The 26129-nt window shown below is 48.8% G+C and carries 20 protein-coding genes and 1 other annotated feature; of the genes, 14 read left to right on the top strand and 6 right to left on the bottom strand.

What is annotated here, in order from left to right; translation table 11 throughout:
• Nucleotides 1-167: 167 nt before the first annotated feature.
• The gene (locus tag RSC70_RS18005) at nucleotides 168-3320 is read right to left on the bottom strand and encodes a multidrug efflux RND transporter permease subunit AcrB (RefSeq protein ID WP_040045690.1); all 3153 of its coding nucleotides are present in this window, start codon (nucleotides 3318-3320) and stop codon (nucleotides 168-170) included.
• A gap of 45 nt (nucleotides 3321-3365) precedes the next feature.
• Nucleotides 3366-4556, bottom strand: a complete 1191-nt coding sequence (locus RSC70_RS18010; protein WP_040045691.1) for an efflux RND transporter periplasmic adaptor subunit — start codon at nucleotides 4554-4556, stop codon at nucleotides 3366-3368.
• A 139-nt stretch (nucleotides 4557-4695) separates the two neighbouring features.
• On the opposite strand from RSC70_RS18010, the gene acrR reads away from it, so the two are divergent.
• The 3 genes from acrR (at nucleotide 4696) to mscK (ending at nucleotide 9283) form a co-directional block, all read left to right on the top strand.
• Complete coding sequence (gene acrR / locus RSC70_RS18015) at nucleotides 4696-5400, top strand: multidrug efflux transporter transcriptional repressor AcrR (RefSeq protein WP_040045692.1); 705 nt, start codon at nucleotides 4696-4698, stop codon at nucleotides 5398-5400.
• Complete coding sequence (locus RSC70_RS18020; protein WP_025799943.1) at nucleotides 5400-5753, top strand: DsrE/DsrF/TusD sulfur relay family protein; 354 nt, start codon at nucleotides 5400-5402, stop codon at nucleotides 5751-5753. The genes acrR and RSC70_RS18020 overlap by 1 nt, the downstream gene beginning before the upstream one ends.
• Nucleotides 5754-5917: 164 nt before the next feature.
• Nucleotides 5918-9283 carry a mechanosensitive channel MscK gene (gene mscK, locus RSC70_RS18025; RefSeq protein ID WP_267964521.1) on the top strand — a complete coding sequence of 1122 codons (3366 nt, stop codon included), beginning with the start codon at nucleotides 5918-5920 and terminating at the stop codon, nucleotides 9281-9283.
• 174 nt (nucleotides 9284-9457) lie between these two features.
• Here the strand turns inward: mscK and RSC70_RS18030 are convergent, their stop codons facing one another.
• The 4 genes from RSC70_RS18030 to priC form a co-directional block, all read right to left on the bottom strand.
• Nucleotides 9458-10966, bottom strand: a complete 1509-nt coding sequence (locus tag RSC70_RS18030) for a sensor domain-containing diguanylate cyclase (protein ID WP_332543120.1) — start codon at nucleotides 10964-10966, stop codon at nucleotides 9458-9460.
• 608 nt (nucleotides 10967-11574) lie between these two features.
• A complete protein-coding gene (rsmS, locus tag RSC70_RS18035) occupies nucleotides 11575-11754 on the bottom strand; it encodes a pleiotropic regulatory protein RsmS (RefSeq protein WP_040045695.1) in 180 nt (59 codons plus the stop codon).
• A 9-nt stretch (nucleotides 11755-11763) separates the two neighbouring features.
• Nucleotides 11764-12012, bottom strand: a complete 249-nt coding sequence (locus RSC70_RS18040; RefSeq protein WP_332543121.1) for a GlsB/YeaQ/YmgE family stress response membrane protein — start codon at nucleotides 12010-12012, stop codon at nucleotides 11764-11766.
• A gap of 180 nt (nucleotides 12013-12192) precedes the next feature.
• A complete protein-coding gene (gene priC, locus RSC70_RS18045) occupies nucleotides 12193-12735 on the bottom strand; it encodes a primosomal replication protein PriC (protein ID WP_130998778.1) in 543 nt (180 codons plus the stop codon).
• 131 nt (nucleotides 12736-12866) lie between these two features.
• Between priC and RSC70_RS18050 the strand changes: the two genes are divergently transcribed.
• From RSC70_RS18050 to RSC70_RS18100, 11 genes are all read left to right on the top strand, one after another.
• Complete coding sequence (locus RSC70_RS18050; protein WP_025799931.1) at nucleotides 12867-13247, top strand: DUF454 family protein; 381 nt, start codon at nucleotides 12867-12869, stop codon at nucleotides 13245-13247.
• 187 nt (nucleotides 13248-13434) lie between these two features.
• Nucleotides 13435-13986: an adenine phosphoribosyltransferase gene (gene apt, locus RSC70_RS18055; protein ID WP_025799929.1), complete on the top strand. Its 552-nt coding sequence runs from the start codon at nucleotides 13435-13437 to the stop codon at nucleotides 13984-13986.
• 346 nt (nucleotides 13987-14332) lie between these two features.
• Entirely contained in the window at nucleotides 14333-16333 is a 2001-nt protein-coding gene (dnaX, locus tag RSC70_RS18060) for a DNA polymerase III subunit gamma/tau (RefSeq protein WP_304185844.1), read from the top strand.
• Nucleotides 15666-15730 (top strand) — a sequence feature (DnaX frameshifting element). Its footprint overlaps the gene before it by 65 nt.
• Nucleotides 16334-16383: 50 nt before the next feature.
• The gene (locus tag RSC70_RS18065) at nucleotides 16384-16713 is read left to right on the top strand and encodes a YbaB/EbfC family nucleoid-associated protein (RefSeq protein ID WP_004091772.1); all 330 of its coding nucleotides are present in this window, start codon (nucleotides 16384-16386) and stop codon (nucleotides 16711-16713) included.
• Nucleotides 16713-17318, top strand: coding sequence for a recombination mediator RecR (recR, locus tag RSC70_RS18070; protein WP_040045699.1), 606 nt, complete (start codon nucleotides 16713-16715; stop codon nucleotides 17316-17318). Before RSC70_RS18065 ends, recR begins: the two co-directional genes overlap by 1 nt.
• 297 nt (nucleotides 17319-17615) lie before the next feature.
• The gene (htpG, locus tag RSC70_RS18075; protein ID WP_046358910.1) at nucleotides 17616-19484 is read left to right on the top strand and encodes a molecular chaperone HtpG; all 1869 of its coding nucleotides are present in this window, start codon (nucleotides 17616-17618) and stop codon (nucleotides 19482-19484) included.
• Nucleotides 19485-19832: 348 nt separating this feature from the next.
• Nucleotides 19833-21410, top strand: coding sequence for an MFS transporter (locus RSC70_RS18080; RefSeq protein ID WP_332543122.1), 1578 nt, complete (start codon nucleotides 19833-19835; stop codon nucleotides 21408-21410).
• Between the two features lie 72 nt (nucleotides 21411-21482).
• Complete coding sequence (bglB, locus tag RSC70_RS18085) at nucleotides 21483-22622, top strand: beta-galactosidase BglB (RefSeq protein ID WP_025799919.1); 1140 nt, start codon at nucleotides 21483-21485, stop codon at nucleotides 22620-22622.
• 181 nt (nucleotides 22623-22803) lie between these two features.
• Nucleotides 22804-23448: an adenylate kinase gene (gene adk, locus RSC70_RS18090; protein ID WP_025799917.1), complete on the top strand. Its 645-nt coding sequence runs from the start codon at nucleotides 22804-22806 to the stop codon at nucleotides 23446-23448.
• A gap of 184 nt (nucleotides 23449-23632) precedes the next feature.
• Nucleotides 23633-24607 (top strand): ferrochelatase, encoded by a 975-nt coding sequence (gene hemH / locus RSC70_RS18095; RefSeq protein ID WP_040045702.1) that lies wholly within the window; start codon nucleotides 23633-23635, stop codon nucleotides 24605-24607.
• A gap of 116 nt (nucleotides 24608-24723) precedes the next feature.
• Complete coding sequence (locus RSC70_RS18100; protein ID WP_040045703.1) at nucleotides 24724-26025, top strand: inosine/guanosine kinase; 1302 nt, start codon at nucleotides 24724-24726, stop codon at nucleotides 26023-26025.
• Nucleotides 26026-26129: the final 104 nt, after the last annotated feature.

The following is a 26129-nucleotide window of genomic DNA, read 5'->3' on the forward strand; positions in this document are numbered from 1 at the left end:
TTCTTCAGAAATTCTAAAAGCGCCTTTAACGGCGCTTTTTTTATGTCTTCGATTTGCCGGTAAATAGCGGTGACGTTTTCAATATAAAAAAACGCCCGATGAGACTCATCGGGCGTTTTATCAGGCTGAAAAGTATCAGCCTATTGAGGACGACTCAGGGAAATAAACTATTTCACCTGATGGTCAACAGGGTGGCTATGTTCAATGTCTTCACCGCCTTTATTAAAGCGACGACGAACAACCACAAAGAACATCGGTACGAAGAAGATGGCCAGAATAGTTGCAGTAACCATACCGCCCATTACGCCTGTACCTACCGCATTCTGTGCGCCAGAACCTGCACCGGAACTGATAGCCAATGGCAGAACACCCAGCATAAATGCCAGAGACGTCATCAGAATTGGACGTAGACGCATGCGTACCGCTTCTAACGTCGCTTCAATCAGCCCTTTACCTTCTTTATCCATCAAGTCTTTAGCGAACTCGACGATAAGTATGGCGTTCTTGGCTGAAAGCCCGATGGTCGTCAACAAGCCTACCTGGAAGTAAACGTCGTTGTTCATACCACGCATTGTTGCTGCCAACAGCGCACCGATAACGCCCAATGGAACCACGAGCATAACGGAGAACGGAATTGACCAGCTTTCATACAATGCTGCCAGACACAGGAAGACCACGATGAGCGAGATGGCATACAGCGCCGGAGCCTGGTTACCTGATAGACGTTCCTGATAGGACATTCCCGTCCAGTCAAAACCGATACCGGTAGGCAGCTTGGTGACCAAATCTTCCATCAGAGCCATCGCTTCACCGGTACTTTTACCCGGTGCCGCTTCCCCAAGGATTTCCATGGATGGCAGGCCGTTATAACGTTCCAGACGCGGAGAACCATATTCCCATTTTGATGATGAGAACGCTGAGAACGGTACCATTTGTCCTGCATCACCACGGACATAGTAGTTATTGATATCGTTCGGCAGCATACGATATGGCGCATCAGCCTGTACGTAAACCTTCTTCACACGACCGCGGTCGATGAAGTCGTTCACATAAGTACCACCCAGCGCGGTAGACAGCGTTTGGTTGATGTCTGAAATCGAAACGCCTAACGCCTGTGCTTTTTCCTGATCGACAATGATCTTGAACTGCGGCGTATCTTCCAAACCGTTTGGACGTACACGAACCACGGTGTCTGGATGCTGTGCGGCCATGCCTAACAGCTGATTACGCGCTTCAGTCAGTTTTTCGTGGCCAAGGCCTGCCTGATCGATAAGTTCAAAGTCAAAGCCGGTTGCCGTACCCAGTTCGATAATCGCTGGCAGGTTGAATGGGAACACCAAGCCATCTTTAATCTTACTGAATGCGCCAGTTGCACGGGCGATAATGGCCGGAACCTTATTATCGGCGCCGGTACGTTCATCCCAAGGTTTCAAGCTGACGAAGGCCAAGCCATTGTTCTGGCCTTGACCGCTGAAGCCGAAGCCACTTACGGTAAAGACGGATTGAACGTTAGCTTTTTCTTTATCCAAGAAGTAATCAGTGACTTCTGCCAGAACCTTGTTGGTACGTTCTTGCGTTGCACCAGCCGGTAACTGAACCATGGTCAGAGCAATACCCTGATCTTCATCCGGTAAGAATGACGTTGGCATACGGACAAACAACAGACCCATACCGACAACGATAATCAGGTAAATCAGCAGATAACGACCGGTACCACGCAGAATGCCCGCAACGGAATTCGTATAGTGCTCGGTGCTCTTATCGAACATGTTGTTAAACCAACCAAAGAAGCCGGTGGTTTTACCGTGGCCGCCTTTTTCGATCGGTTTGAGCATGGTGGCACACAGAGCCGGTGTCAGGATCATCGCCACCAGTACTGACAGCACCATCGCGGAAACGATAGTGATGGAGAACTGACGGTAAATCGCACCGGTTGAGCCACCGAAGAATGCCATCGGGATAAATACTGCGGACAGTACCATCGCAATCCCCACCAAGGCGCCCTGAATCTGCTCCATGGATTTACGGGTTGCTTCTTTTGGTGGTAGGCCCTCTTCGGCCATAACACGCTCAACGTTTTCCACCACAACGATGGCGTCATCCACCAAGAGGCCTATCGCAAGCACCATACCAAACATGGTTAGGGTGTTTATCGAATAGCCAAAGGCCGATAGCACAGCAAAGGTCCCTAACAGAACCACCGGAACCGCGATGGTTGGGATCAGGGTTGCACGAATGTTCTGCAAGAACAGATACATAACCAAGAACACCAGCACGATTGCTTCCAGCAACGTTTTCACAACTTCGTTGATGGAAATCTTAACGAACGGCGTGGTGTCGTATGGATAAACAACCTTCATGCTGGCAGGGAAGAAGGGCTGCAACTTAGCCAGCTCTTTTTTAACCCCTTCAGCGGCATCCAATGCGTTAGCGCCGGTTGCCAGTTTAATCCCCAGACCTGCGGCAGGTTTGCCGTTAAAGCGTGCGATAACGTTATAGTTTTCGCCGCCTAGCTCAATCTTGGCAACGTCACGCAGCAGTACGCGAGAACCATCGGTTTGAACCTTCATCAGGATCTTGCCGAATTCTTCCGGTGTCTGTAAGCGCGTTTGCGCAATGATTGAGGCGTTCAACTGCTGGCCAGGAACCGGAGGAGCACCACCTAATTGGCCGGCTGCAATCTGGTTGTTCTGGATTTTGATCTGGTTGATCACGTCCAGAGGAGTCATCTGGTAGTTGTTCAGCTTATTTGGGTCTAACCAGATACGCATCGCGTACTGTGCACCAAACAGCTGTACGTCACCAATCCCTTCGGAACGGCTGATCGGATCTTTAATGTTGGAAGCCACGTAGTCGGCGATATCATCCTGAGACATACTTCCGTCTTCAGAAATAAAGCCAGCAACCATCAGGAAGCTACTACTGGATTTCTCAACGCTGATCCCTTGCTGCTGAACTTCTTGCGGCAGCAACGGCGTTGCTAGCTGCAATTTGTTCTGCACCTGAACCTGTGCGATATCCGGGTCAGTACCAGACTGGAAGGTAAGCGTGATCGACACGCTACCCGATGAGTCGCTGGTTGAGGACATGTACATCAGATTATCGATACCGTTCATGTTCTGTTCGATAATCTGTGTCACCGTGTCCTGCACCGTCTGCGCATCAGCACCAGGGTAGACTGCGGAGATCGACACCGCCGGCGGGGCAATCGTTGGATATTGCGCCACCGGTAGTTTCATAATCGCTAGCGTACCGGCCAGCATGATTATGATGGCGATAACCCAGGCGAATATAGGTCGATCTATAAAAAACTTAGCCATGAATTACTGGCTCCTTTTTATCAATGTATCAGCAACGAGCATCACTTAAGACTTCTTCGGTTCGCTAGCCGCTGCATCTTTTGTTGAAGCGTTCCCTGCAGAAGCTTCTTCTACTTTCACTTGCACACCTGGACGAACTTTCTGCAAGCCAGTCACAATCACTTTGTCACCGGACTTCAGACCACCAGTCACCAACCATTTGTCACCGATGGCTTGCGCTGCGGTTACGGTACGGTTTTCAACTTTGTTGTCGGCACCGACTAACATGACGGTTGCTTCACCGCGAGGATTACGGGTGACGCCTTGCTGCGGTACGAGCAACGCATTGTTTTTGATACCTTCATCCAGACGAGCGCGCACAAACATGCCAGGCAACAAATCGCCTTTAGGATTCGGGAACACGGCGCGAATAGTGATTGAGCCAGTGCTTTCATCAACGGTGACGTCAGAAAACTCCAGAGAGCCTTTCTGTGCGTAGACCTGACCATTTTCCAATACCAGCTCAGCCTTAGCTTTACCGCCTTCCTGTTCTAAAGTGCCGTTAGCCAGCTCTTCTTTTAAACGTAGGAAGTCGTTGCTTGACTGAGTCACGTCGACATAAATCGGGTCAAGTTGCTGAACGGTTGCCAGCGCATTAGCCTGATTTGAAGTGACTAAAGCACCCTCGGTCACGCTGGATTTACCAATACGACCGCTGATTGGTGAAGTGACTTTGGTATAAGCCAGATTGATACGTGCAGTTTCTACTGCGGCTTTTGCCGCGGTAACGGCTGCATCAGCCTGACGCGCATCGGCAACAGCAGTATCGTATTCTTGCTGACTGATGTACTTAGTACCGACTAATGTCTTATAGCGATTTACTGTCAGGTGAGCGATGTTTGCAGCGGCTTCAGCTTTAGCCAAATCGCCACGCGCGCTGTCATAAGCGGCCTGATAAGTTGCTGGATCGATTTGATACAGGGAAGAACCGGCCTGAATGTCGCTGCCTTCCACGAAGTTACGCTTAAGGATGATACCGCCAACCTGAGGGCGAACTTCTGCGATGCGATATGCAGATGTACGTCCAGGAAGCTCAGTGGTGACGTTCAACGGCTCAGCTTTCAGCGTGACAACACCCACCTCAGGTGCGCTTTGCTGACCTTTTTGCTCGTTTTCGTCGTTACATCCTGTAAGAAGTAAACTACCAGAAAACATTAGCACGGCCGCCAGAGGCGTTAACCCTCTGTTTTTATTCATAGATAACCTCAAGAGTTCGATTGTTAAATGGGTATTGATTCATTTGTGAAAACCCATTGCTGCGCTAATTAAAACTGCATGTTATGGTACATACATTCATGAATGTATGTAAATCAAAGCACATTAAAAATATAACGCCATGGCACGAAAAACCAAAGAGCAAGCTCAAGCAACCCGACTGCAAATACTTGAAGCGGCAGTATGTGAGTTTTCCGCACGCGGTGTGTCCGCTACCTCTCTAACGGATATTGCCAACGCAGCTGGTGTAACGCGTGGCGCGATTTATTGGCACTTTAAAAATAAAGTAGACCTTTTTAATGAAGTCTGGAACCTGACCGAATCAAAAGTCAGTGACTTAGAGATAGAGTATCAAGCAAAGTATCCAGATAATCCACTTAGGATTTTACGTGAAATCCTAATTTATATCTTGGTCGCAACCGTGGACGACCCACGCCGTAAAGCGTTGATGGAAATTATATTTCATAAATGCGAATTTGTCGGCGAGATGCGTTCTTTAGCTGATATTCGCAAGATTTTGTACCTCGAAAATTTTGAGCGCATCGAAAATGTGCTACGTAACTGTATTGAGTGTCAACAGTTGCCTGCTGAACTTAATACTCGGCGCACAGCGGTAATGATGCGCTCGTATATAACGGGTATAATGGAAAGCTGGTTGTTTTTACCAGAAAGCTTTGATTTAAAAGAAGAAGCTTCATTTATGGTCGACAGCTTTATCGACATGATCAAGTACAGCGAACATCTCCTGCATGGCGCTGTTAGCATGCCGTTTGAAGCGCCGGCATGTGCGGTGGCGATGACGCCGCTTAACAGAGGGAAATCCTAATGCAGAAAATTGTTTTGATCGCCAATGGTGCCGGTTACGGCCAAGAATCATTGTTTAACGCACTGCGCTTGGCTATTGCGATGAAAGAGCAGCAGGGCGAGATTGAGCTGAAAATCTTTCTGATGTCTGATGCTGTCACATCGGGTTTGGCTGGGCAGAAGCCTCATGAAGGCTATAACCTTCAGCAAATGATTGAAATTCTGACCGCTCAGCAGGTGCCTTTTAAACTGTGTAAAACCTGCGCCGATGGCCGTGGAATCAGCACATTACCGTTGATTGACGGGGTTGAGATTGGAACGTTGGTTGAGCTAGCTCAGTGGACGCTAGCCGCAGATAAGGTGCTTACGTTCTAATTTTGCATTGAATCGTAATTAGGGCGATAGGGATTAATTCCCACACAAATATCGTCCTTATTTATTGGATAAAAAATAGATTTCATTTTCGGCTTTTGCCTATTCATTGTCTTAATATCTTCGTGCTACGCTAATCTACTCTTCCCGTTAAACGATCTCTTCCCATGATGGCTGGCTGCATTACGTTACGCTCTGTTCAATTAACTCGGCGCGCACAGTTTTATTTAATTTCATTAATTATTAGTGTGCTTATTTTATTGATGCCTGATTATGCTTTAGCGCTGAGCGGCGATATATCGACGCGGACTGAAGTACAGAATCAGTTAGATTCTTTAGGTAAGCAGAAATCGCTGTCGCCGGGAGAAAAGCTTTCGCAGCAGGATTTGATGAAAACGCTCGAATACCTCGACGGTATCGACCGCATCAAGCAAGAAAGCCAGCAGCTTAAACAGCAGATTCAACAAGCTCCGCTCAAGCTAAATCAGGCGCTCAGCGGATTAGAATCTATTCAACAGGCCGATAGCGAAGCCATCACGCGTTCGTCGCTGTCGACGCTTTCTTTGCGCCAGCTAGAAAACAGAATGGGCAGCACGCTGGATGATCTGCAAAGCGCGCAGGAAGACTTAGCGAATTTTAATAGTCAGCTTATTTCTCTTCAGACCCAGCCAGAGCGTGCGCAAAGCAGCATGATGGCGACGTCACAGCAGATTCAGCAAATTCGAAACGCGTTATCCGATCCCAGCAATATGCGTCCAACACAGCAAAACATGCTGAATACGCAAATGGCGATGCTGAATATGTCCCTCGACTACCAGCGCCAAAGCTTGTCGGCTAACACCGCATTACAAGATTCCCTGCAAAAGCAGCGCGACTACGCCAATGCCAGAATCAATCAGTTAGAGCACATGGTTCAGCTGGTTCGTGAAGTAGAAAACGGCAAGCGGTTAACGCAGTCTGAAAAGACGGCGCAGGAAGCACAAAACCCAGATGATGCCACGCAAGATATTCAGCAAGATCCTGTTATTGGGCGTGAGCTCGATATTAACCGCCAATTGAGCAAGCGGTTAATTGAAGCGACCGAAGGCGTGAACACGCTGGTTCAGGAAAATATCCGCATCAAAAACTGGCTAGACCGCTCTCTACAGGCAGAGCGCAATTTGAAAGAGCAGATAACGGTACTGAAAGGCAGTTTGCTGCTGTCGCGCATTCTCTATCAGCAACAACAAAATCTGCCGACGGAAAAATTGACTAACGATGTTGCTACGCAGATTGCTGATTTACGTTTGGAACAGTTCGACATCAATGAAAAGCGTGATGCGCTGTTCCAAGGAACGGATTACGTCACGCAGTTGCTTAGCCAAAATAAGGATAAGCCGTCTGACGATGTGGTTAGCGCGCTCGAAGATATTGTTGATGCTCGCCGTGAGCTGTTGGATCAGCTCAATAAGCAGCTCGGTAGCCAGTTAACCTTAGCGATTAGCCTACAGATTAATCAGCAACAGTTGTTGAGCGTAAATGAATACCTGCAACATACGTTGACCCAACAAATTTTCTGGGTGAGCAGTAATAAGCCAATGAACCTCAATTGGTTTATGGATCTTCCAAATGCGTTAAAAGTTCAGGCCAATTCGCTGCACTTTGACCTCAAGCCGGGAGCGTTGGCTGAAGGTGCGCTGAGCTCCATGTTCGTTTTCATTCCTTTACTGATCCTCTTCGGCCTGTTCCGCTGGCGCTATCGTAGAATTAATGAGCTTCTGGAAAAGCTTGGCAACGAAGTCGGCCAATTAAAACGTGACACACAGCTGCATACGCCAAAAGCCATTGGGCTGCTGATGGTGAAAGGATTACCCGGCACGCTATTGATATTGGCACTGGGCTTTTGGTGCTATCGCTCGGATATCAGCATTAATAACTTTATGTGGTCGCTGTCGCTGCAGTTTGCCATGTTCTGGATGGTTATCAGCACCACATATCGCCTGTTAGCGCCGGAAGGCGTGTCGGAGAAACATTTTAATCTCTCTCCGCTGCTGTGCGCGCACTATCGCCGCGTGACCCGACGAGTTGGGGTCACGTTAATCCCGCTGATTTTCTGGTGTGTATTGGGTGAAAAAGCGCCGTTGCGTCTGAGTGAAGATGTGATTGGTCAGGTTGCGGTGCTTATCACCTTAGCGCTGATAACCGCTTTTGTTTTCCCCATTTGCCGTGACGCATGGCGGGAGAAAAACTCTCATACCGTACGACTCATCATGGTGACGCTATTAGCCATGACGCCGTTGGTGCTGATGGTTCTTACCGCGTTCGGCTACCTCTATACCACGCTAAGCCTAGGACTGCGCTGGCTTGATAGCCTCTATTTAATGATCCTATGGACCATTATTTATGCCACGGCTATCCGTGGACTGAGCGTTGCCGCACGGCGTTTAGCTTACCGACGTGCTTTGGCTCGCCGCCAGCAAAATACCGCGCGTGAAGGGGCGGAGGGTTCAGAGCCGATTGAAGAACCGCCATTGGCGATTGATCAGATTAATAGCCAGTCATTGCGCCTGACAACGATGGTTTTATTCCTCATCTTTGGCTGTGTTTTGTATTGGATTTGGTCCGATTTGGTTACGGTGATCTCCTACCTTGATAGCATCACCCTGTGGCATTACAGCAGCGGTTCAGGTGCAAATCAGACCTTACAGGCCGTAACGCTAGGCAGCGTGCTCTTTGCTTTAGTGTCGGTGGTTATTGCCTATATCCTAACGCGCAACTTACCGGGTCTGCTCGAAGTGCTGGTGCTCTCGCGTATTCAAATGCGCCAAGGTTCTTCCTATGCCATCACCACGGTTCTTACCTATTTGATCATCGTGGTGGGGACGATAATCTTCTTCGGTTCGCTGGGGGTATCATGGGACAAGCTACAGTTCCTTGCCGCTGGGTTATCGGTTGGTCTAGGTTTTGGTTTGCAGGAGATTTTCGGGAACTTCATCTCTGGTCTCATTATCCTCTTTGAGCGCCCAATTCGCATTGGCGATACCATTACTATCGGGACGTTCTCAGGCACGGTAAGTCGAATTCGTATTCGCGCCACCACGATTACGGATTTTGACCGTAAAGAGGTAATTATCCCGAATAAGGCGTTTGTGACAGAACGGCTGATTAACTGGTCATTATCCGATACTACGACCCGATTACTCATAAAGGTGGGGGTCGCCTATGGTTCGGATCTGGACAAAGTGAAGCAGGTTCTCCTGCAAGCGGCCAAAGAAAACCCACGCGTGATGACCGATCCCGAACCGCAGGTGTTTTTCTTAGCGTTTGGAGCGAGCACATTAGATCATGAACTGCGTTTATACGTACGCGAACTTCGCGACCGCAGCTATACGGTTGATGAGCTGAACCGTCGAATCGATCAGCTGTGTCGTGAAAACGACATTAATATCGCGTTTAACCAGTTAGAAGTGTATTTGCATAACCAAGAAGGCAAGGAAGTTCAGGTGATCAAAAAAGATCTGGACGGCAAAGCCGGTGATGAGTCATTGGCATAATCGCGCTGTGGCTATGAGTTGATTTTCGCTTCTGCCAGTTTTAACGGAAGCTTACGGCGTTTGTTTAAGCATTAAATATCCTGCTTAATGAACGCTATAAGCTTCCTATTATTAACTGATGTTGTTAACTGACGTCGTTAACTGAAGCTGTTAACTGAATTCGCAGCTTCAAAATTAAGCCTTAGTGACGATATTGTTCTTCCCGTTATGCTTCGCGGTATATAAATAGTCGTCAGCGATTTTTAATATTTCTTCTGCGCTTTCACCCTGCCATTGGGTGAGTCCACCGCTGAAGGTGACATGCAAGCCTGCCTCGTGCCACTGTTTCTGGTCAACGGCGATACGCCATTTATCGAGCAGATGTACCACGCTGCTGGTATCGCTGTTCAAAATCAGCATCACTAATTCTTCGCCGCCATAGCGGCATAACAGTCCTTGAGGCCCTGCAATTTCCTGACCGACTTTGCCGATATATTTTAAAACTTCATCGCCCACGGGATGGCCAAAACGATCGTTGATTTGTTTAAAATTATCAATATCAATCATGGCCAAAAAGAAAGGAACTCTGTTTTCAATTAGGCTGGGCAAACGCTCATCAAAATAGCGACGATTAAATAATCCCGTCAGGCTATCTTCAATCGCGGCTTTATTCGCTTCTGCTCTGGCTCGGTGCTGCTTTTTAATTTCAGAATAGACGCTGGCGAGATCGGATGTTTTTTCATCCATGCTGCCACTGCGTATTGTTGACAGCAACTCGCTTAGCATGCGTTGCAGGCTGGTGTTCCAAAGCACAGCCACGGTGATATAGAGCATTACCGTGACAATCGCCAAAATCAACATCGGTTGCGTTGACTCAGCAATTAAAGCTTCGATTTTGTTCTCCTCGACGGTGAGAATAAGATGCCAGTCAGGGTTGGTGAACGAATGGTAATAAACATGAATGCCTGAGTTTTCATCATAAAAATAGCCTTCGGCATCCGTCATTTGTTTCAACCATTCTGGATGCGCGATCGGCAAGGTAATTTCTTGAGGATTGGCGTGCATGACAATCTGACCAGAATGATGGACTACGGCTAATTTCCCGTTTAATGGTAAGGCTATCTCTTTTAACGGCAGACTCATTGCCGCCAGATCTAAATCCATAGATAATGCGCCATAGCGAACACCCTGATCGTCATTCAGGTTTTTCGATATAGTCAAAACGTTATGATGAGTAAACTCGTCACTATAGGGCATAGAGAAGCGTACCCAATTATTCTTTAGGGTATCGCGCGGAAACCAAGGACGCTCTTTCGGATCGTATGAGGGGGATTCTATCTTTGGAATACTGTTAAAACCTGCGCCATCGACCCACACCAGAATATTGGTGAAATGGCGGTTAGCATTAATGGCATAAGACACAATTTTCTTTAGATTACTCTCGTCCGAATCAATGAACATAAGTGATTCGTTGGGTGATGCTTGGGTCGCAAGTGCGATGGCACTATTTTTGATATCTTTAATTTGGCGGTCGACTGACTGCATAGCCGTATTGTGTGCGATGAACGCAAGCGTCTCATCGATATTATGATACGTCTCTTGCTTTACGTGCTGATAGAACCAGACATAGAGAACGATCAGTGGAAGTGCTAGCGTGAGAATCGCTAGGTGAACCTGCTTTTTAACTGACCATGGTTTTTGCAAAGTAGAAATCATAAATTAAGAGGCTTATGTTGCATTGAGTAACCAGAATAGCTATCTGGAGGTAAGTCCTTTACCAAAATATCCCCTTTATACTTGAAGTTGCATCTGTGTTGGCTACGCTCACTCACCCGAATCACTTACTTGAGTAAGCTCATCGTGATTCGTTCTCTTGCCGTCGTGATGCAACTCCAATTATTTCGGGCATAAATAATATATTATTTATAATAAAACTTTATAGGAGTAATGAGTATATCAATATGAATAATAATATTTCATCGATCATAAAATGATCTTGAGGGAAATCAAGTTAACGTATTAAGGAAATAAATCTTCCGCCATTAATTAACGCAATGGAATGTTTTTTTCCCAGAGAATAAGCCTTCTTGGGAAGTTTCATTTCCAATATATAAAATTAAATTTAATAAGATATTTCTAACTATGGTTAGCATGATAAATATAATATAACCAATAAGTGTTAGTTGTATAAATAAATAGGATTTTTATAAAAACAAACCAAGACATATATTTATTATAATAAGAAAATTCAATGCGAATTATTCTTAAATAAAAAAGGAGCCATGTGGCTCCTTAAGATATGACTCGAGAGGCTATACGTTGCTGAGTGGCGAAGTTGTCTGGTGTTTTTTGCGCGACAGTTTAGTTTCATAGTCGTTTTTGACTATTTCTAAGGCGGCTAACACGACTTCAGGGCCGAGATCGTTGCTTTCCAGTAGATAGATCAAATCGACGGCAAGTTGCACTTCAGGCGCTGCTTTCTCGAGTGACATAACCTTTCCTTAGTTTTTCAATTTGCGATAGATGAACAGCAACAGCATAGCACCCAGAATTGAAATAATCAGGCTCACGAAATTAAAACCAGTGACGCTTCCCATTCCAAAGAATGAGCTGATGTAGCCACCGACTAATGCACCAGCAATACCCAAAATAACGGTCATAAAGAAACCGCCGCCATCTTTGCCTGGCATGAACCATTTAGCCAAAATGCCGATAATAAGACCAAGAATGACCCAAGAAATAATGCCCATGATACGTCTCCCTTAAACAAATATTTAGCGCTAGCTCTGATGACACCGAATGCGATATCAGAGAAGAAAGCTTTGATAATTATAGATAGAAATAAGCCCTCACCGTGAAGGCCACATCATTTTATTTGTTTGTAGGATGAATAGAACGACTTTCTGCACAAATGGGTTATTTTCAGAATTTTAGGAAAAGCCAAGCTCCATTTGTTCTATCTGTTTTTCAATTTTTTTCAGCGCTTGGCGACAGCGACTTAAACGTCCCTCTAAGGCGACGAGTTCTTGCTGAATCCCTTGCTGCTGCTGTAACGTTTGACACTGCCCAAGCTGGCTTTCACGTTCATAGAGCATGTCATTTAAGCGTCGCTCATAGCCCTGATTTTCTGCCAATTTCTGTTGCATAATGGCAAGCGGCGAACGCCGACTTTTAGCATCTTGGCGGCGCAACTGCTGGGTGGCGAACTCTCGCTGTAGCGCTTCGATCTGAGCAACTAAACGTTCAGCTAAAAAACTGACCTGCTGTGGATGGTTACGCTTTACGGCATCAGTGAGTTTTGCAAAATTACCGCGCAGTTCTTGCAAATAATCCTTCAGGCCTGTTTCGGCGCTGGCAAAAAGGGCACGATCAAAACGTGGCTGTCGGGTTGGTATATAACCGCTATTTTTCAGCGAGAGTTCCAGCTGGATGATGCGCTGTTCTAACACTTGTAAAAGCTGTTGGCTTGACATCAGAGATACCTTAGCGGTGATTATCGGGCTTAAAGAAGGAGGGCGGGATAGTTATCACCCATGACTTTCGGTGCAATGCTCATGTAACATCAGATGGTAATGGAGTCGTGGGGAGTAGGGCAAGAGACATCATGCAACGCATATTACTCATTGTTTTGGGCTGGATCGCATTTGGTCTGGCTTGCCTAGGCGCCATTTTGCCTTTATTACCAACCACGCCCTTCCTGCTGGTGGCGGCTTGGTGTTTTTCTCGTTCGTCACCGCGTTTTCACCACTGGCTATTGTATAATTCTTGGTTTGGCGGCTATTTACGCCACTGGCAAAAACATCGTGGTTTGCCATCAGGAGCTAAGCCAAAGGCCATTATTTTTATTATTCTGACCTTCGCGCTTTCGTTGTGGTTGGTGAACATGTGGTGGGTACGTATATTGCTGCTGGTGATTTTGGCCTGCCTGCTGATCTTTATGTGGCGCCTGCCGGTAATTGATGCAGAGCAAGAAAAAACACCGTGAAATGAACTCTACAGTTGCATTTGTTCGCCAGTTTCAATAGATTTGAGCGTTTTCGTGCGCGGGTTACCTCCCTGTCCCTTGTTTCTATATCCGAATTTCGTTGACCTGAAAAGACAGGTTACGCATCGGGGGAAGTTCAGGTGGCTTGCGTTAGCCCGGACCCGCTGTTTTATCAGGCAACAATTTTATGACCGCTACAGCACAACAAATCGAATTCCTTAGAGAAAGCATTAAGACTATCCCGGACTACCCAAAACCAGGGATTTTGTTCCGCGACGTCACCAGCATGCTGGAAGACCCAAAAGCCTATGCACTGAGCATCGAGCTGCTTGTTGAACGCTACCGTAACACCGGCGTAACCAAAGTCGTGGGCACCGAAGCCCGTGGTTTTCTGTTCGGAGCACCTGTGGCACTGGCGCTGGGCGTAGGCTTTGTTCCTGTGCGTAAGCCAGGCAAGCTGCCGCGTGCTACGTTGAGCGAAAGCTATGAACTGGAATACGGTACCGACACGCTGGAAATCCATCAGGATGCTATCCAGCCTGGCGATAACGTTTTAGTCATTGACGATCTGCTGGCAACCGGTGGCACCATCGAAGCCACGGTGAAACTGATCCGCCGTTTAGGCGGCGTAGTGACCGATGCAGCGTTTATTATTGATTTGCCAGAACTGGGCGGCGAAGCTCGTTTGACCGCGCAAGGCATCAATTGCTATAGCCTCGTTGACTTTGCTGGTCATTAATTACCGGTGACATGCATCAACAATCGCTGAGATAAAGCCCCGTTAATACGGGGCTTTTGTATTTTTCAGACAGTGAGATAGGCCGAACGCGTAAGGTCACAAAAACGTCTCGTTTACTGCGCCGAAAGTAATTAGGAATCAACATAAAGCTGCTGTTACAATACAAAGATAGCTCGTCATAATGCGGCTGAGCGTAATCATAAGTTGAGATCTTTCTGTTTAACGCCATATATAACGAGTTCGTTGAACAGAATGAACCCCCGGTCGGTATATGATAACCCCGATCAGCATCGCGGTTTTTGCAGTCATACTGAAATTACCCCTTACAAATCAATGATGAGTATCAATGAGCTATCAGGTACTTGCCCGTAAGTGGCGTCCACAAACGTTTTCTGACGTCGTGGGTCAGGAACATGTTCTGACCGCGCTAGCAAACGGCCTTTCTTTAGGGCGTATTCATCACGCCTATCTGTTTTCCGGCACCCGCGGCGTGGGTAAAACCAGCATCGCACGCCTTTTGGCGAAAGGGCTTAACTGCGAAACCGGCATCACCTCAACGCCATGCGGCGTGTGTGATAATTGCCGTGAGATTGAGCAGGGCCGTTTTGTTGATTTGCTGGAGATCGACGCCGCCTCGCGAACCAAGGTTGAAGATACCCGCGATCTGCTGGATAACGTTCAGTACGCGCCTGCGCGTGGTCGTTTCAAAGTCTATTTGATCGACGAAGTGCACATGCTTTCCCGCCACAGCTTTAATGCGCTGTTGAAAACGCTGGAAGAGCCGCCTCCGCATGTCAAATTCCTGCTGGCGACGACGGATCCTCAAAAACTACCGGTAACGATTTTGTCTCGTTGCCTACAGTTTCATCTCAAAGCATTGGACGTTGAGCAGATCCGTACCCAGTTGGAAAAAATTTCCACCGCGGAAGGATTTACCGCCGAGCCGCGCGCGTTGCAGCTATTGGCGCGTGCCGCTGAAGGCAGTATGCGTGATGCGCTAAGCCTCACCGATCAGGCGATTGCGATGGGGCTGGGCCAAATTACCGCAGAAACCGTTGGCCAAATGCTCGGCACCTTGGATGACGAGCAGCCACTTGCGATTATTGAGGCGCTGGTGGATGCCGATGGCGAGAAAGTCATGGCGCTGGTTGAGCAGGCGGCTTCACGCGGAGTGGATTGGGAAAATCTGCTGATTGAAACCCTGACTCTGCTGCACCGCATCGCGATGTTGCAACTGCTGCCGAATGCGTTAGATAGCCATTATATTTCCGTAGAGCAGCGCCTGCGTGAATTGGCGCGAACGCTGCCGCCGTCAGATTTACAGCTGTTCTATCAGGTGTTACTGACAGGCCGCAAAGAATTAACCTATGCGCCAGATCGTCGCATGGGCGTGGAAATGACGCTGCTGCGCGCGCTGGCGTTTCATCCCAAAGCCGTGATTGCTGAACCTGTTGCCGCACCGCAAACGGCGTTGCCAACTATGCCTGCGCAAGGTGGAGCTCATTCGGGGTCTGGCTACATGCCAGCACAGAATACAGCGCCACAGCAGAATACCATGCCGCCAGCGGGGCAGTTCCAACCGCAGAACGTGCCTCCGGCTCAGCCAGCGGCAAAACCGGCTGGTCTTTCGGATGCCACCGCCCAGCTATTGCAGGCTCGAAGTCAGCTACGGCAAAAGGCGGGTGGGGGAACTGACCCAAAAAAGAATGAGCCGGCAGCGCCTGTAATCGCGCGGCCGGCAAGCTCAGCACTGGAGCGTTTGGCATCAGTGACGGAGCGCAGCCAGCAGCGTCAAGCTGCCGCGGCAGAAGCGAAACCGTCGAAGAAAGAAGCCTACCGCTGGAAAGCACAAACCAAAGCGGTAGAAGCCAAGCGCGAGGAAATTGCTACGCCGAAAGCGTTGCGCACCGCGCTAGAGTATGAAAAAACGCCTGAGCTGGCCGCTAAACTGGCTGAGGAATCGTTGACCCGTGATGAATGGGCTGCCGAGCTGAATCAGCTACGCCTGCCAAAACTGGTTCAGCAACTGGCATTGAATGCGTTTCGTGAACCGGCAGAAGAAGGCAAAGTGCTTCTGCATTTACGTTCTTCGCAACGTCATTTAAACTCCGCTTCTGCGCAGCAGACTTTGTCTCAGGCGCTGAGTGAACATTATGGTCGCCCGGTTGAGCTGACGATTATCGAAGACGATAATCCAGAGCGACTCACGCCGCTGGAATGGCGGCAGGCGATTTACGAAGAAAAACTGGCGCAGGCTCGCCAGTCCATTGCTGCGGATAGCAACATCCAGACTTTGCGACGTTTCTTTGACGCCGAACTGGATGAAGAGAGCATCCGCCCTGTTTAACCGCTGTGTCAGCACGAGGCCGACACAGCCCCACGCAAAGAGAGAACACTATGTTTGGTAAAGGCGGATTGGGCAACCTGATGAAGCAAGCCCAGCAAATGCAAGACAAAATGGCGAAAGTGCAGGAAGAGATCGCTCAGCTGGAAGTGACCGGTGAATCTGGCGCGGGTCTGGTAAAAGTGACCATCAACGGCGCACATAACTGCCGTCGTATCGAAATCGATCCAAGCCTGATGGAAGACGATAAAGAGATGCTGGAAGATCTGATCGCTGCCGCGTTCAACGATGCGGCACGCCGTATTGAAGAAACTCAGAAAGAAAAAATGGCTTCAGTTTCCAGCGGTATGCAATTGCCGCCGGGCTTCAAGATGCCATTCTGATGCAAACCAGCCCGCTTCTTGAATCATTAATGGAAGCACTGCGCTGCCTGCCGGGCGTTGGCCCGAAGTCGGCGCAGCGCATGGCATTCCACATGCTGCAGCGCGATCGCAGCGGTGGAATGCGTCTGGCGCAGGCGCTCACCCGAGCGATGTCGGAAATCGGCCATTGTGAAGACTGTCGTACATTTACCGAACAGGATATATGTACGATTTGTTCTAACTCGCGTCGTAAAGAAAATGGACAAATCTGCGTGGTCGAAAGCCCTGCAGACATCCATGCGATAGAGCAAACAGGGCAATTCTCAGGCCGCTACTTTGTTCTGATGGGGCATTTGTCCCCGCTGGACGGCATCGGCCCGCAGGATATCGGTTTAGATCGCTTGGAAGAGCGTTTGGGGCAGGAGTCACTCACCGAGGTGATTTTGGCCACTAACCCAACGGTTGAAGGCGAAGCGACCGCGAACTACATTGCTGAAATGTGCAATGCTCACGGCGTATTGGCTTCCCGCATTGCCCACGGTGTTCCCGTTGGCGGTGAGCTTGAGATGGTTGATGGCACCACGCTGTCGCACTCTCTGGCCGGACGTAACCCCGTTCGTTTTTAACCTCTGCCTGACCGGCGTGTAATTTATCCACTCATAAAGTGATCTGAGTTACACGCCGCATTTCTTTTTTCCTCGATTGTATTTTTTACCCTTGAAATTCAACATCCCATCCCCATTTTTTAACCACTCTACCCAAAATAGTTCAAGTTGTAGGAAGGCAGCAAGTTTATGAGTCCCTAGGAGCATAGATAACTATGTGACTTGGATGAATAAACGCAGCTAACGCACATACGGCTTGAACAATGAAGGGTAAAACATTTTTGTCTGAGTGCTATCCATTGAGGTAAAAGCAAAATTATGAAAGGCCAAGAAACCCGTGGCTTCCAGTCAGAAGTCAAACAGCTTCTGCATTTGATGATCCACTCACTCTATTCAAACAAAGAAATTTTCCTGCGTGAGCTGATTTCCAACGCATCCGACGCGGCCGATAAACTGCGTTTCCGCGCGTTATCAAGCCCTGAGCTGTATGAAGGCGACGGTAATCTGCACGTCCGCATTTCAGCAGACAAAGAAAACCGCACCCTGACTCTGAGCGATAACGGTATCGGGATGACCCGTGACGAAGTTATCGACAACTTGGGGACAATCGCTAAATCGGGCACCAAGGCATTCTTGGAGTCTATCGGTTCCGATCAAGCCAAAGACAGCCAGCTGATTGGTCAGTTTGGTGTTGGTTTCTATTCTGCTTTCATCGTGGCAGACAAAGTTACCGTTCGCACGCGTTCAGCCGGTGCTAACGCCGATCAAGCGGTATTCTGGGAATCAGAAGGCGAGGGTGATTACACCATCGCCGATATCGAAAAAGTCGAGCGCGGTACTGAGATCACGCTGCATCTGCGCGAAGGCGAAGATGAGTTCCTGGATGATTGGCGTCTGCGCAATATCATCAGCAAATACTCTGACCATATCGCCCTGCCGGTTGAGATCCTGACCACTGAAGGTGAAGACGGCGAGCAGAAGTGGGAAAAAATCAACAAAGCGCAGGCTTTGTGGACGCGTACTAAGTCTGAAGTTACCGACGAAGAGTACAAAGAGTTCTACAAGCACATTGCCCATGACTTTACCGATCCGGTCACTTGGAGCCATAACCGCGTTGAAGGTAAGCAGGAATACACCAGCCTGCTGTACATTCCTGCGCAGGCACCGTGGGATCTGTTTAACCGCGACCATAAACACGGGCTGAAACTGTATGTGCAGCGCGTATTCATTATGGATGACGCCGAACAGTTCATGCCGAACTATCTGCGCTTTGTGCGTGGTCTGATAGATTCTAACGATCTGCCATTGAACGTTTCGCGTGAAATTCTGCAAGATAGCCGCGTGACGCAAAGCCTGCGCGCTGCGCTGACCAAACGCGTGTTGCAGATGCTGGATAAACTGGCCAAAGACGATGCTGAGAAATACCAGAAATTCTGGCAGCAGTTTGGTCTGGTGTTGAAAGAAGGCCCAGCCGAAGACGGTAGCAATGCTGAAGCCATTGCTAAGCTGCTGCGCTTTGCATCAACTCACAATGACAGCGCCGTACAGAACGTCTCTCTGACCGACTACATCAGCCGCATGGTGGAAGGCCAAGAGAAGATTTATTACATCACGGCTGACAGCTATGCCGCGGCGAAGAGCAGCCCACATCTGGAACTGCTGCGTAAGAAAGGCATCGAAGTGCTGCTGCTTTCCGATCGCATCGACGAATGGATGATGAGCTACCTGACTGAGTTCGATGGTAAGCCATTCCAATCCGTGAGCAAAAAAGATGAGTCTCTGGATAAGCTGGCTGATGAAGAAACCAGCGAACAGAAAGAAGCTGAGAAGGCGTTGGAACCGTTCGTTGAGCGCGTGAAAACCCTGCTGGGCGATCGCGTGAAAGACGTACGTCTAACGCATCGTTTGACCGAAACCCCAGCGGTAGTCACTACCGACGCGGATGAAATGACCACTCAGATGGCAAAACTGTTTGCTGCTGCCGGTCAGGACGCGCCTGAAATTAAATACATCTTTGAGCTGAATCCCGATCATGCGCTGGTGAAACGTGCCGCTGATGAGCAAGATGAAGCTCGCTTTGGTGAATGGATTGAACTGCTGCTGGATCAGTCACTGCTGGCTGAACGCGGTAGCTTGGAAGATCCAAACCAGTTCATTAAACGTGTGAACGATTTACTGCTGGCTTAATCGTTGTTAATCAAGTCATAACCTATGCCGCTCCGTGATACGGGGCGGCATTTTTTTATCCTGCTATTGCCGCTTTTCTCTTCTATTATCCGCTATTTTTGCGCCGCGCATTGCATTTTTGAATATCCGCTTTGATAAAAACAAAACGCTGTTTTATAAAAATGGAGAGGTTGATCGGTAATCTCTTTATATTTTTGCCATTTACCGTCATCAGGTGGCAAAAGCACAAAGGTTTTCAGTCGGTCATAAACCTACTTTAGACCCATAGGAAGAGTTCCCTCCGCTATTTCGTGAGTGACCGAAATATCGATAGGGTGCTCAGATAAGACACTACGGGGAACGAAAGTGATGACGATGCCATTGCAAAAGACACGCAAAATAGGGCTGATAAACTATTTGGCCTACGGCTCCGGAGATTTTCTCGGTGCAGGCACCACGGCCCTAACGGCGGCTTGGCTTCTCTATTTTTACACCACGTTTTGTGGACTAAGCCCAATTGAAGCCACGTTTATTTTTGCTATGGCGAGAGTGCTTGATGCGGTAGTCAGTCCTTTAATGGGCTTTTTAACCGACAACTTTGGCTCAACGCGCTTGGGTAAGCGCTTTGGCCGCCGTAAGTTCTTTATTCTGCTCGGTATTCCTTTGGTGTTCAGCTACAGCCTGATGTGGGTCGGCGAGATGCATTATTGGTACTACTTGTTGACCTACCTATTCTTTGACGTTGTTTACTCGATGATTTTGGTGCCATACGAAACGCTGGTACCCGAAATGACCGACGACTTTAAACAGAAAACCAAATTTTCCGGCGCTCGAATTGCCTTGGCGCAGCTCTCGGCCATATTGGCGGCGTTTCTACCGGGAATTCTGCTGGCTTATTTTGGCAAAGATAACGCCATCTCCTTTTTCTACGCCAGCTTAGTGTTCTCCGTTATCTGCGCGGGCGTGTTAACGCTGGTCTACTTCTTTACGTGGGAACGACCACGTGAAGAGATGTCTGAAGCTCAACTCAGAGCCGAGCAGGAGAAGCAAAAACTCACCTTGCTGAAAAGCCTAAAGCGTTTGAACGTGGAGCTGACCTCAACGCTGCGTATTCGTATCTTCCGCCAGCATTTGGGGATGTACCTTGGTGGGTACATTGCACAGGACGTTTTTAACGCGGTGTTCACTTACTACGTGGTGTTTGTGTTGATGCAAAGCGCTACCGTCGCGTCTAGTTTGATGGGAACTATGGCAATCATGCAGTTTATTGCAGTCATCGGCATGATCCCGCTGTGTATTCGTTTTGGCCCCGCGCCTTCATATCGCTTGGTGGTGGTGTTGTTCGGTCTTAGCGCCTTGTCTTACGGCGTGCTGTATTACGCGGGCATGAATGATGCGATGTCGTTGTTGTTGCTGATTTCCGCGGTGGCAGGGTTGGGGCGCGGTGGGATCAACTATGTGCCGTGGAACACCTACACCTATATTGCTGACGTTGATGAAGTGATTACTGGACAACGTCGTGAAGGCATTTTTGCCGGCATTATGACGCTCACCCGTAAAGCCTCTCAGGCCTGTGCGGTGATGTTAGTCGGAATTGTTATGCAGCTCTCCGGTTTTGTTTCTGGCCAAGCACAGCAGGCTTCCGCAGTCAGCCACACCATTCTGATGATCCTCAGCGTAGGCACTGTCTGTGTGCTATGCGTCGGTTTTTATATCTCCTTACGCTTCAAGCTTAACCTGCAAACGCACAGCGTGCTGCGCGAAGAAACCATCAAAATGCGTGAGGCTGGGCATATCGTGCCAGAGCAAATCACGCCAGAGGCAAAAGCGACCGTCGAACTGCTGGCCGGTATGCCATACGAATCGTTGTGGGGTAACAACAATATTGGCTATCTCAATCGGGATAAACCTGCGCCTAAGGCATTGCATATATTAAAAAATGCCTAATCCATACGGCGCAGCGAAATGACATCGTGAAATGAATTTGAATTATTTTCTGAATTAATTAAGGGAGTTCCCATGCTCGTATATCCGGTAAAACATAGCCCATTACTGCGTCAGCCTGAGCGCTTTATCGCTCGCGATGAGCTTAAGGGATTAATCTGTAAGATGACCGATAATCTGATTAATATCAGCGACGAAACCGGAGAGTTCCTGCTGCGCTTGGATGATGGGCGAGTGATTGATACTAAAGGCTGGGCGGGCTGGGAGTGGACGCACGGGATCGGCCTCTACGGCATTTATCAGTATTACCAGCAGACCGGCGATCAGGCGATGCGCGCCATTATTGATGACTGGTTTACCGAACGCTTTGCTGAGGGAACACCCACCAAAAACGTGAATACGGTGTGTCCGTTTCTGACACTGGCTTATCGCTATGAAGAGACTCAAGATCCACGCTGGCTGCCTTACTTAGAGCGCTGGGCCGAATGGGTGATGTATGAAATGCCGCGCACCGAACGTGGTGGCATGCAGCACGTCACGCTGGCAGAAGAGAATCATCAACAGCTCTGGGATGACACCCTGATGATGAGCGTGTTGCCGTTGGCAAAAATTGGCAAGCTGCTGAACAAGCCTGAATATATTGAAGAAGCAAAATATCAGTTTTTAGTGCATACCCAGCATCTGATGGAGCGTGAAACCGGTCTGTGGTTCCACGGTTGGACGTTTGAAGGCCACCACAACTTTGCCAAAGCGCGTTGGGCGAGAGGGAACAGTTGGTTGACGATGGTGATCCCTGAATTTATCGATCTGCTGGATCTCCCTGAATATGACGCCACGCGACGCTTCTTGATTCAGGTACTGGAAAGCCAGGTTTCAGCATTGGCGAAATGTCAGGATGACAGCGGTTTATGGCATACCTTACTCGACGATCCTGATTCCTACGTTGAGTCGTCTGCCACCGCCGGATTTGCCTACGGCATTCTCAAAGCGGTGCGCAAACGCTATATCAGCGCAGACTATGCGCACACGGCGGAAAAAGCGGTGAAAGGTGTGATCAAGCATATTAATGCCGAGGGTGAATTAACTAATGTGTCGTTTGGTACGGCGATGGGACGAGACTACGATTATTATCGTCAGATCCCGCTGACCTCAATGCCATATGGTCAGGCGATGGCTATTTTATGTCTGTCGGAATATATGCGCGTTTATCTGTAACGTTCATTGCTGAGAATCAGACCAAAAACGGGCGCAGGTGAGAGAAAAATCACCCGCGCCCGTTTTATTATGCGAGTTTCACGTTTCAGCAGCGGCCCGATTCCTTGAGGTAGCGGTCACAAAAATGGTAAGGTTTAGTGTTTTTGAATTTTATAAAAAATAATTTAAGAGGATTTACGCGATGCGTATCATTCTGCTTGGCGCTCCTGGCGCGGGTAAAGGCACTCAGGCACAGTTCATCATGGAGAAATACGGCATTCCGCAAATCTCTACGGGTGACATGCTGCGTGCAGCAGTGAAAGCCGGTACCGAACTGGGCAAAAAAGCAAAAGAAATCATGGATGCCGGCATGCTGGTAACCGATGAACTGGTTATCGCTTTGGTTAAAGAGCGCATCACTCAGGAAGATTGCCGCAACGGTTTCCTGCTAGATGGCTTCCCACGCACCATTCCTCAAGCTGATGCTATGAAAGAAGCGGGCATCAACGTTGATTTCGTACTGGAATTTGATGTTCCTGACGAACTGATCGTTGAACGTATTATTGGCCGTCGTGTTCATCAGGGTTCTGGCCGTGTTTACCACATTAAATTCAACCCACCTAAGGTTGAAGGTAAAGACGACGTGACTGGCGAAGAACTGGTTACCCGTAAGGACGATCAGGAAGAAACCGTGCGTAAGCGCTTGGTTGAATATCATCAGCAGACTGCTCCGCTGATCGGTTACTACAGCGCAGAAGCTGCGAACGGCAAGACTAAGTACGTCAAGTTAGACGGTACCCAGTCTGTTGCAGCGGTTCGTGCTGAGCTGGAAACTATCCTAGGCTAAGAAATAAGAACGATTTTAGGCGAGTTTGGCCTAGAGCGATAAAAGGCGGCTAATAAATAGCCGCCTTTTCTATATCTCCGAGTGATGGGGTTGACCAATCAGAGTAATGGGTTGGGATTTGCAGCATTTTGGTTACAATATCAAAACTTTCAATCTATCAAGATAATGCAAAACCGAGGGCAGCATGAGGCAAGAAAAATTCGGCGTACTGTTAGTCAACCTGGGCACGCCAGAGGCCCCAACCTCGTCAGCGGTTAAACGTTACCTAGCCGAGTTCCTGAGTGATAAACGCGTGGTCGATGTTTCGCGCCTGATCTGGTGGCCGGTTTTAAACGGCATCATTTTACCGATCCGCTCTCCTCGAGTGGCTAAACTGTATCAATCCGTCTGGATGGATGAAGGCTCGCCGCTGATGGTGTATAGCCGCCGCCAGCAGGCCGCTTTGCAGGCGCGTTTGCCTAATATTCCGGTTGAATTGGGTATGAGCTATGGTCAGCCTGCGCTGAAAAGCGCAATTGATAAGCTGCACGACGCCGGTGTCGATCGCATTATTCTGCTGCCGCTTTATCCTCAATACTCCTGTTCGACTAACGCCGCGGTGTTTGATGCGGTTGCCCGACATTTTGCTCAGATGCGCCGTATTCCGTCGTTGAGCTTTATCCGTGATTATGCAGAACATCCTGCTTATATTGCGGCGCTGGCTCAGACGATTAAAACCAGCTTTGCCCAGCATGGCGAACCTGACATGTTGCTGTTTTCATTCCACGGTATTCCGCAGCGTTATGCCGATCAGGGCGATGATTATCCGCAGCGTTGCCGAGCGACCACCCGCGCAGTGGCCGATGCCTTAGGGCTTAGCGCTGAGCGTTACATGATGACCTATCAGTCGCGATTTGGCCGTGAACAATGGCTAACCCCGTTCACGGACAAAACGATTGAGCAGCTTCCCGCTAAAGGCGTGAAGCATCTTCAGGTTATCTGCCCAGGATTTTCCGCCGATTGTCTGGAAACGCTTGAAGAGATCAAAGTGCAAAACAAAGAGTTCTTTATCGAAGCGGGGGGAACGCAGTTTGAATATATTCCTGCGCTCAACGATGACGCTTTGCATATCGAACTGTTTTATCAACTGGTGATGGAACAGATGACGCGCCCTGCGTGATCGTCGTTGGCTAAAGTTAATCGTCAGAGTCTTGGGCTCTGACGATTAAGCAAGTGATGTGTTAGAATTCTCGGCTTCCCGTTAATAACAACGCTTCATAACTGCTGACGACACTGATGAAATTCCCTGGCCAACGCAAATCTAAACACTACTTTCCTGTAAACGCGCGCGATCCGTTGTTGCATGCAACGCAAAAAAGCGAGATTGATACCTCCTATGTGGTCGGCATCGACCAAACGCTGGTGGATATTGAGGCGAAAGTCAGCGACGAATTTATTACCCGTTACCGTCTGAGTCAGGGACATTCTCTGGTGATTGAAGACGATGTTGCGGAGGCGCTGTATCAAGAGTTGAAAGATAATCAACTGATCACCCATGAGTTTGCCGGTGGCACTATCGGCAACACCATGCACAACTACTCCGTTTTGGCTGACGATCGCTCCATTTTACTGGGCGTGATGTGCAGCAACGTGAAAATTGGCAGCTACGCCTATCGCTACCTATGTAACACTTCCAGCCGTACCGATCTTAACTATCTGCAAGGCGTTGATGGCGCGATTGGTCGCTGTTTCACCCTCATTAGCGATAACGGCGAGCGTACGTTTGCCATCAGTCCGGGGATGATGAATCAGCTACGTCCTGAAAGCATTCCTGAAGAAGTGATCGCTGGTGCTTCTGCACTGGTGTTGACGGCTTATTTGGTGCGCTGCAAACCGGGCGAACCGATGCGCGATGCCACCATGAAAGCCATTGAATACGCGAAAAAACACCATGTGCCAGTGGTGCTGACGCTGGGTACTAAATTTGTGATTGCTGACGATCCGCAGTGGTGGCGTGATTTCCTGCGCGATAACGTTACAGTTGTGGCGATGAATGAAGAAGAAGCAGAAGCTTTAACCGGATTAAGCGATCCGCTTGCTGCATCAGATAAAGCGTTGGAGTGGGTCGATCTGGTTCTGTGTACCGCGGGGCCGATAGGCTTATATATGGCGGGTTACACTGAAGAAGAGGGCAAACGTAAAACTCAGCATCCATTGCTGCCGGGCGTTATCCCTGAATTTAACCTGTATGAATTCAGCCGTCCGATGCGCAAAAGCGCCTGTGAAAACCCGTTCAAAATCTATTCGCATATTGCGCCATACATGGGCGGCCCAGAGAAGATCATGAACACCAACGGGGCTGGCGACGGCGCTCTTGCCGCTTTGCTGCATGACGTTGCTGCGAACGGCTTCCACCGTACCAACGTGCCAAACTCCAGCAAACATCAGCGCACTTACCTGACGTATTCTTCGCTGGCACAGGTCTGTAAATACGCGAACCGCGTGAGTTATCAGGTGCTTAACCAGCATTCACCACGCCTAACGCGCGGCTTGCCGGAACGAGAAGATAGTTTGGAAGAGTCGTACTGGGAGAGGTAAGTGGGTCAAAGCCCCCATAAAGCCTCCACAAAGACCCCACCCTAACCCTCCCCTTTGTTCAGACCGGAGACATGGTGAACACTTGTTCGGAGACATGGTAGACA

The organism is Hafnia sp. (assembly GCF_036648275.1).
GTDB classification, from domain to species: Bacteria; Pseudomonadota; Gammaproteobacteria; order Enterobacterales; family Enterobacteriaceae; genus Hafnia; species Hafnia alvei.

What these genes read in the sequence shown, in the direction of transcription:
- RSC70_RS18080 (WP_332543122.1), top strand. Translation starts at nt 19,833, where the DNA reads ATGACGATGCCATTGCAAAAGACACGCAAAATAGGGCTGATAAACTAT.
- adk (WP_025799917.1), top strand. Translation starts at nt 22,804, where the DNA reads ATGCGTATCATTCTGCTTGGCGCTCCTGGCGCGGGTAAAGGCACTCAG.
- RSC70_RS18020 (WP_025799943.1), top strand. Translation starts at nt 5,400, where the DNA reads ATGCAGAAAATTGTTTTGATCGCCAATGGTGCCGGTTACGGCCAAGAA.
- apt (WP_025799929.1), top strand. Translation starts at nt 13,435, where the DNA reads ATGACCGCTACAGCACAACAAATCGAATTCCTTAGAGAAAGCATTAAG.
- hemH (WP_040045702.1), top strand. Translation starts at nt 23,633, where the DNA reads ATGAGGCAAGAAAAATTCGGCGTACTGTTAGTCAACCTGGGCACGCCA.
- bglB (WP_025799919.1), top strand. Translation starts at nt 21,483, where the DNA reads ATGCTCGTATATCCGGTAAAACATAGCCCATTACTGCGTCAGCCTGAG.
- RSC70_RS18100 (WP_040045703.1), top strand. Translation starts at nt 24,724, where the DNA reads ATGAAATTCCCTGGCCAACGCAAATCTAAACACTACTTTCCTGTAAAC.
- rsmS (WP_040045695.1), bottom strand. Translation starts at nt 11,754, where the DNA reads ATGTCACTCGAGAAAGCAGCGCCTGAAGTGCAACTTGCCGTCGATTTG.
- recR (WP_040045699.1), top strand. Translation starts at nt 16,713, where the DNA reads ATGCAAACCAGCCCGCTTCTTGAATCATTAATGGAAGCACTGCGCTGC.
- priC (WP_130998778.1), bottom strand. Translation starts at nt 12,735, where the DNA reads ATGTCAAGCCAACAGCTTTTACAAGTGTTAGAACAGCGCATCATCCAG.
- RSC70_RS18040 (WP_332543121.1), bottom strand. Translation starts at nt 12,012, where the DNA reads ATGGGCATTATTTCTTGGGTCATTCTTGGTCTTATTATCGGCATTTTG.
- dnaX (WP_304185844.1), top strand. Translation starts at nt 14,333, where the DNA reads ATGAGCTATCAGGTACTTGCCCGTAAGTGGCGTCCACAAACGTTTTCT.
- RSC70_RS18010 (WP_040045691.1), bottom strand. Translation starts at nt 4,556, where the DNA reads ATGAATAAAAACAGAGGGTTAACGCCTCTGGCGGCCGTGCTAATGTTT.
- RSC70_RS18005 (WP_040045690.1), bottom strand. Translation starts at nt 3,320, where the DNA reads ATGGCTAAGTTTTTTATAGATCGACCTATATTCGCCTGGGTTATCGCC.
- RSC70_RS18050 (WP_025799931.1), top strand. Translation starts at nt 12,867, where the DNA reads ATGCAACGCATATTACTCATTGTTTTGGGCTGGATCGCATTTGGTCTG.
- RSC70_RS18065 (WP_004091772.1), top strand. Translation starts at nt 16,384, where the DNA reads ATGTTTGGTAAAGGCGGATTGGGCAACCTGATGAAGCAAGCCCAGCAA.
- acrR (WP_040045692.1), top strand. Translation starts at nt 4,696, where the DNA reads ATGGCACGAAAAACCAAAGAGCAAGCTCAAGCAACCCGACTGCAAATA.
- mscK (WP_267964521.1), top strand. Translation starts at nt 5,918, where the DNA reads ATGATGGCTGGCTGCATTACGTTACGCTCTGTTCAATTAACTCGGCGC.
- htpG (WP_046358910.1), top strand. Translation starts at nt 17,616, where the DNA reads ATGAAAGGCCAAGAAACCCGTGGCTTCCAGTCAGAAGTCAAACAGCTT.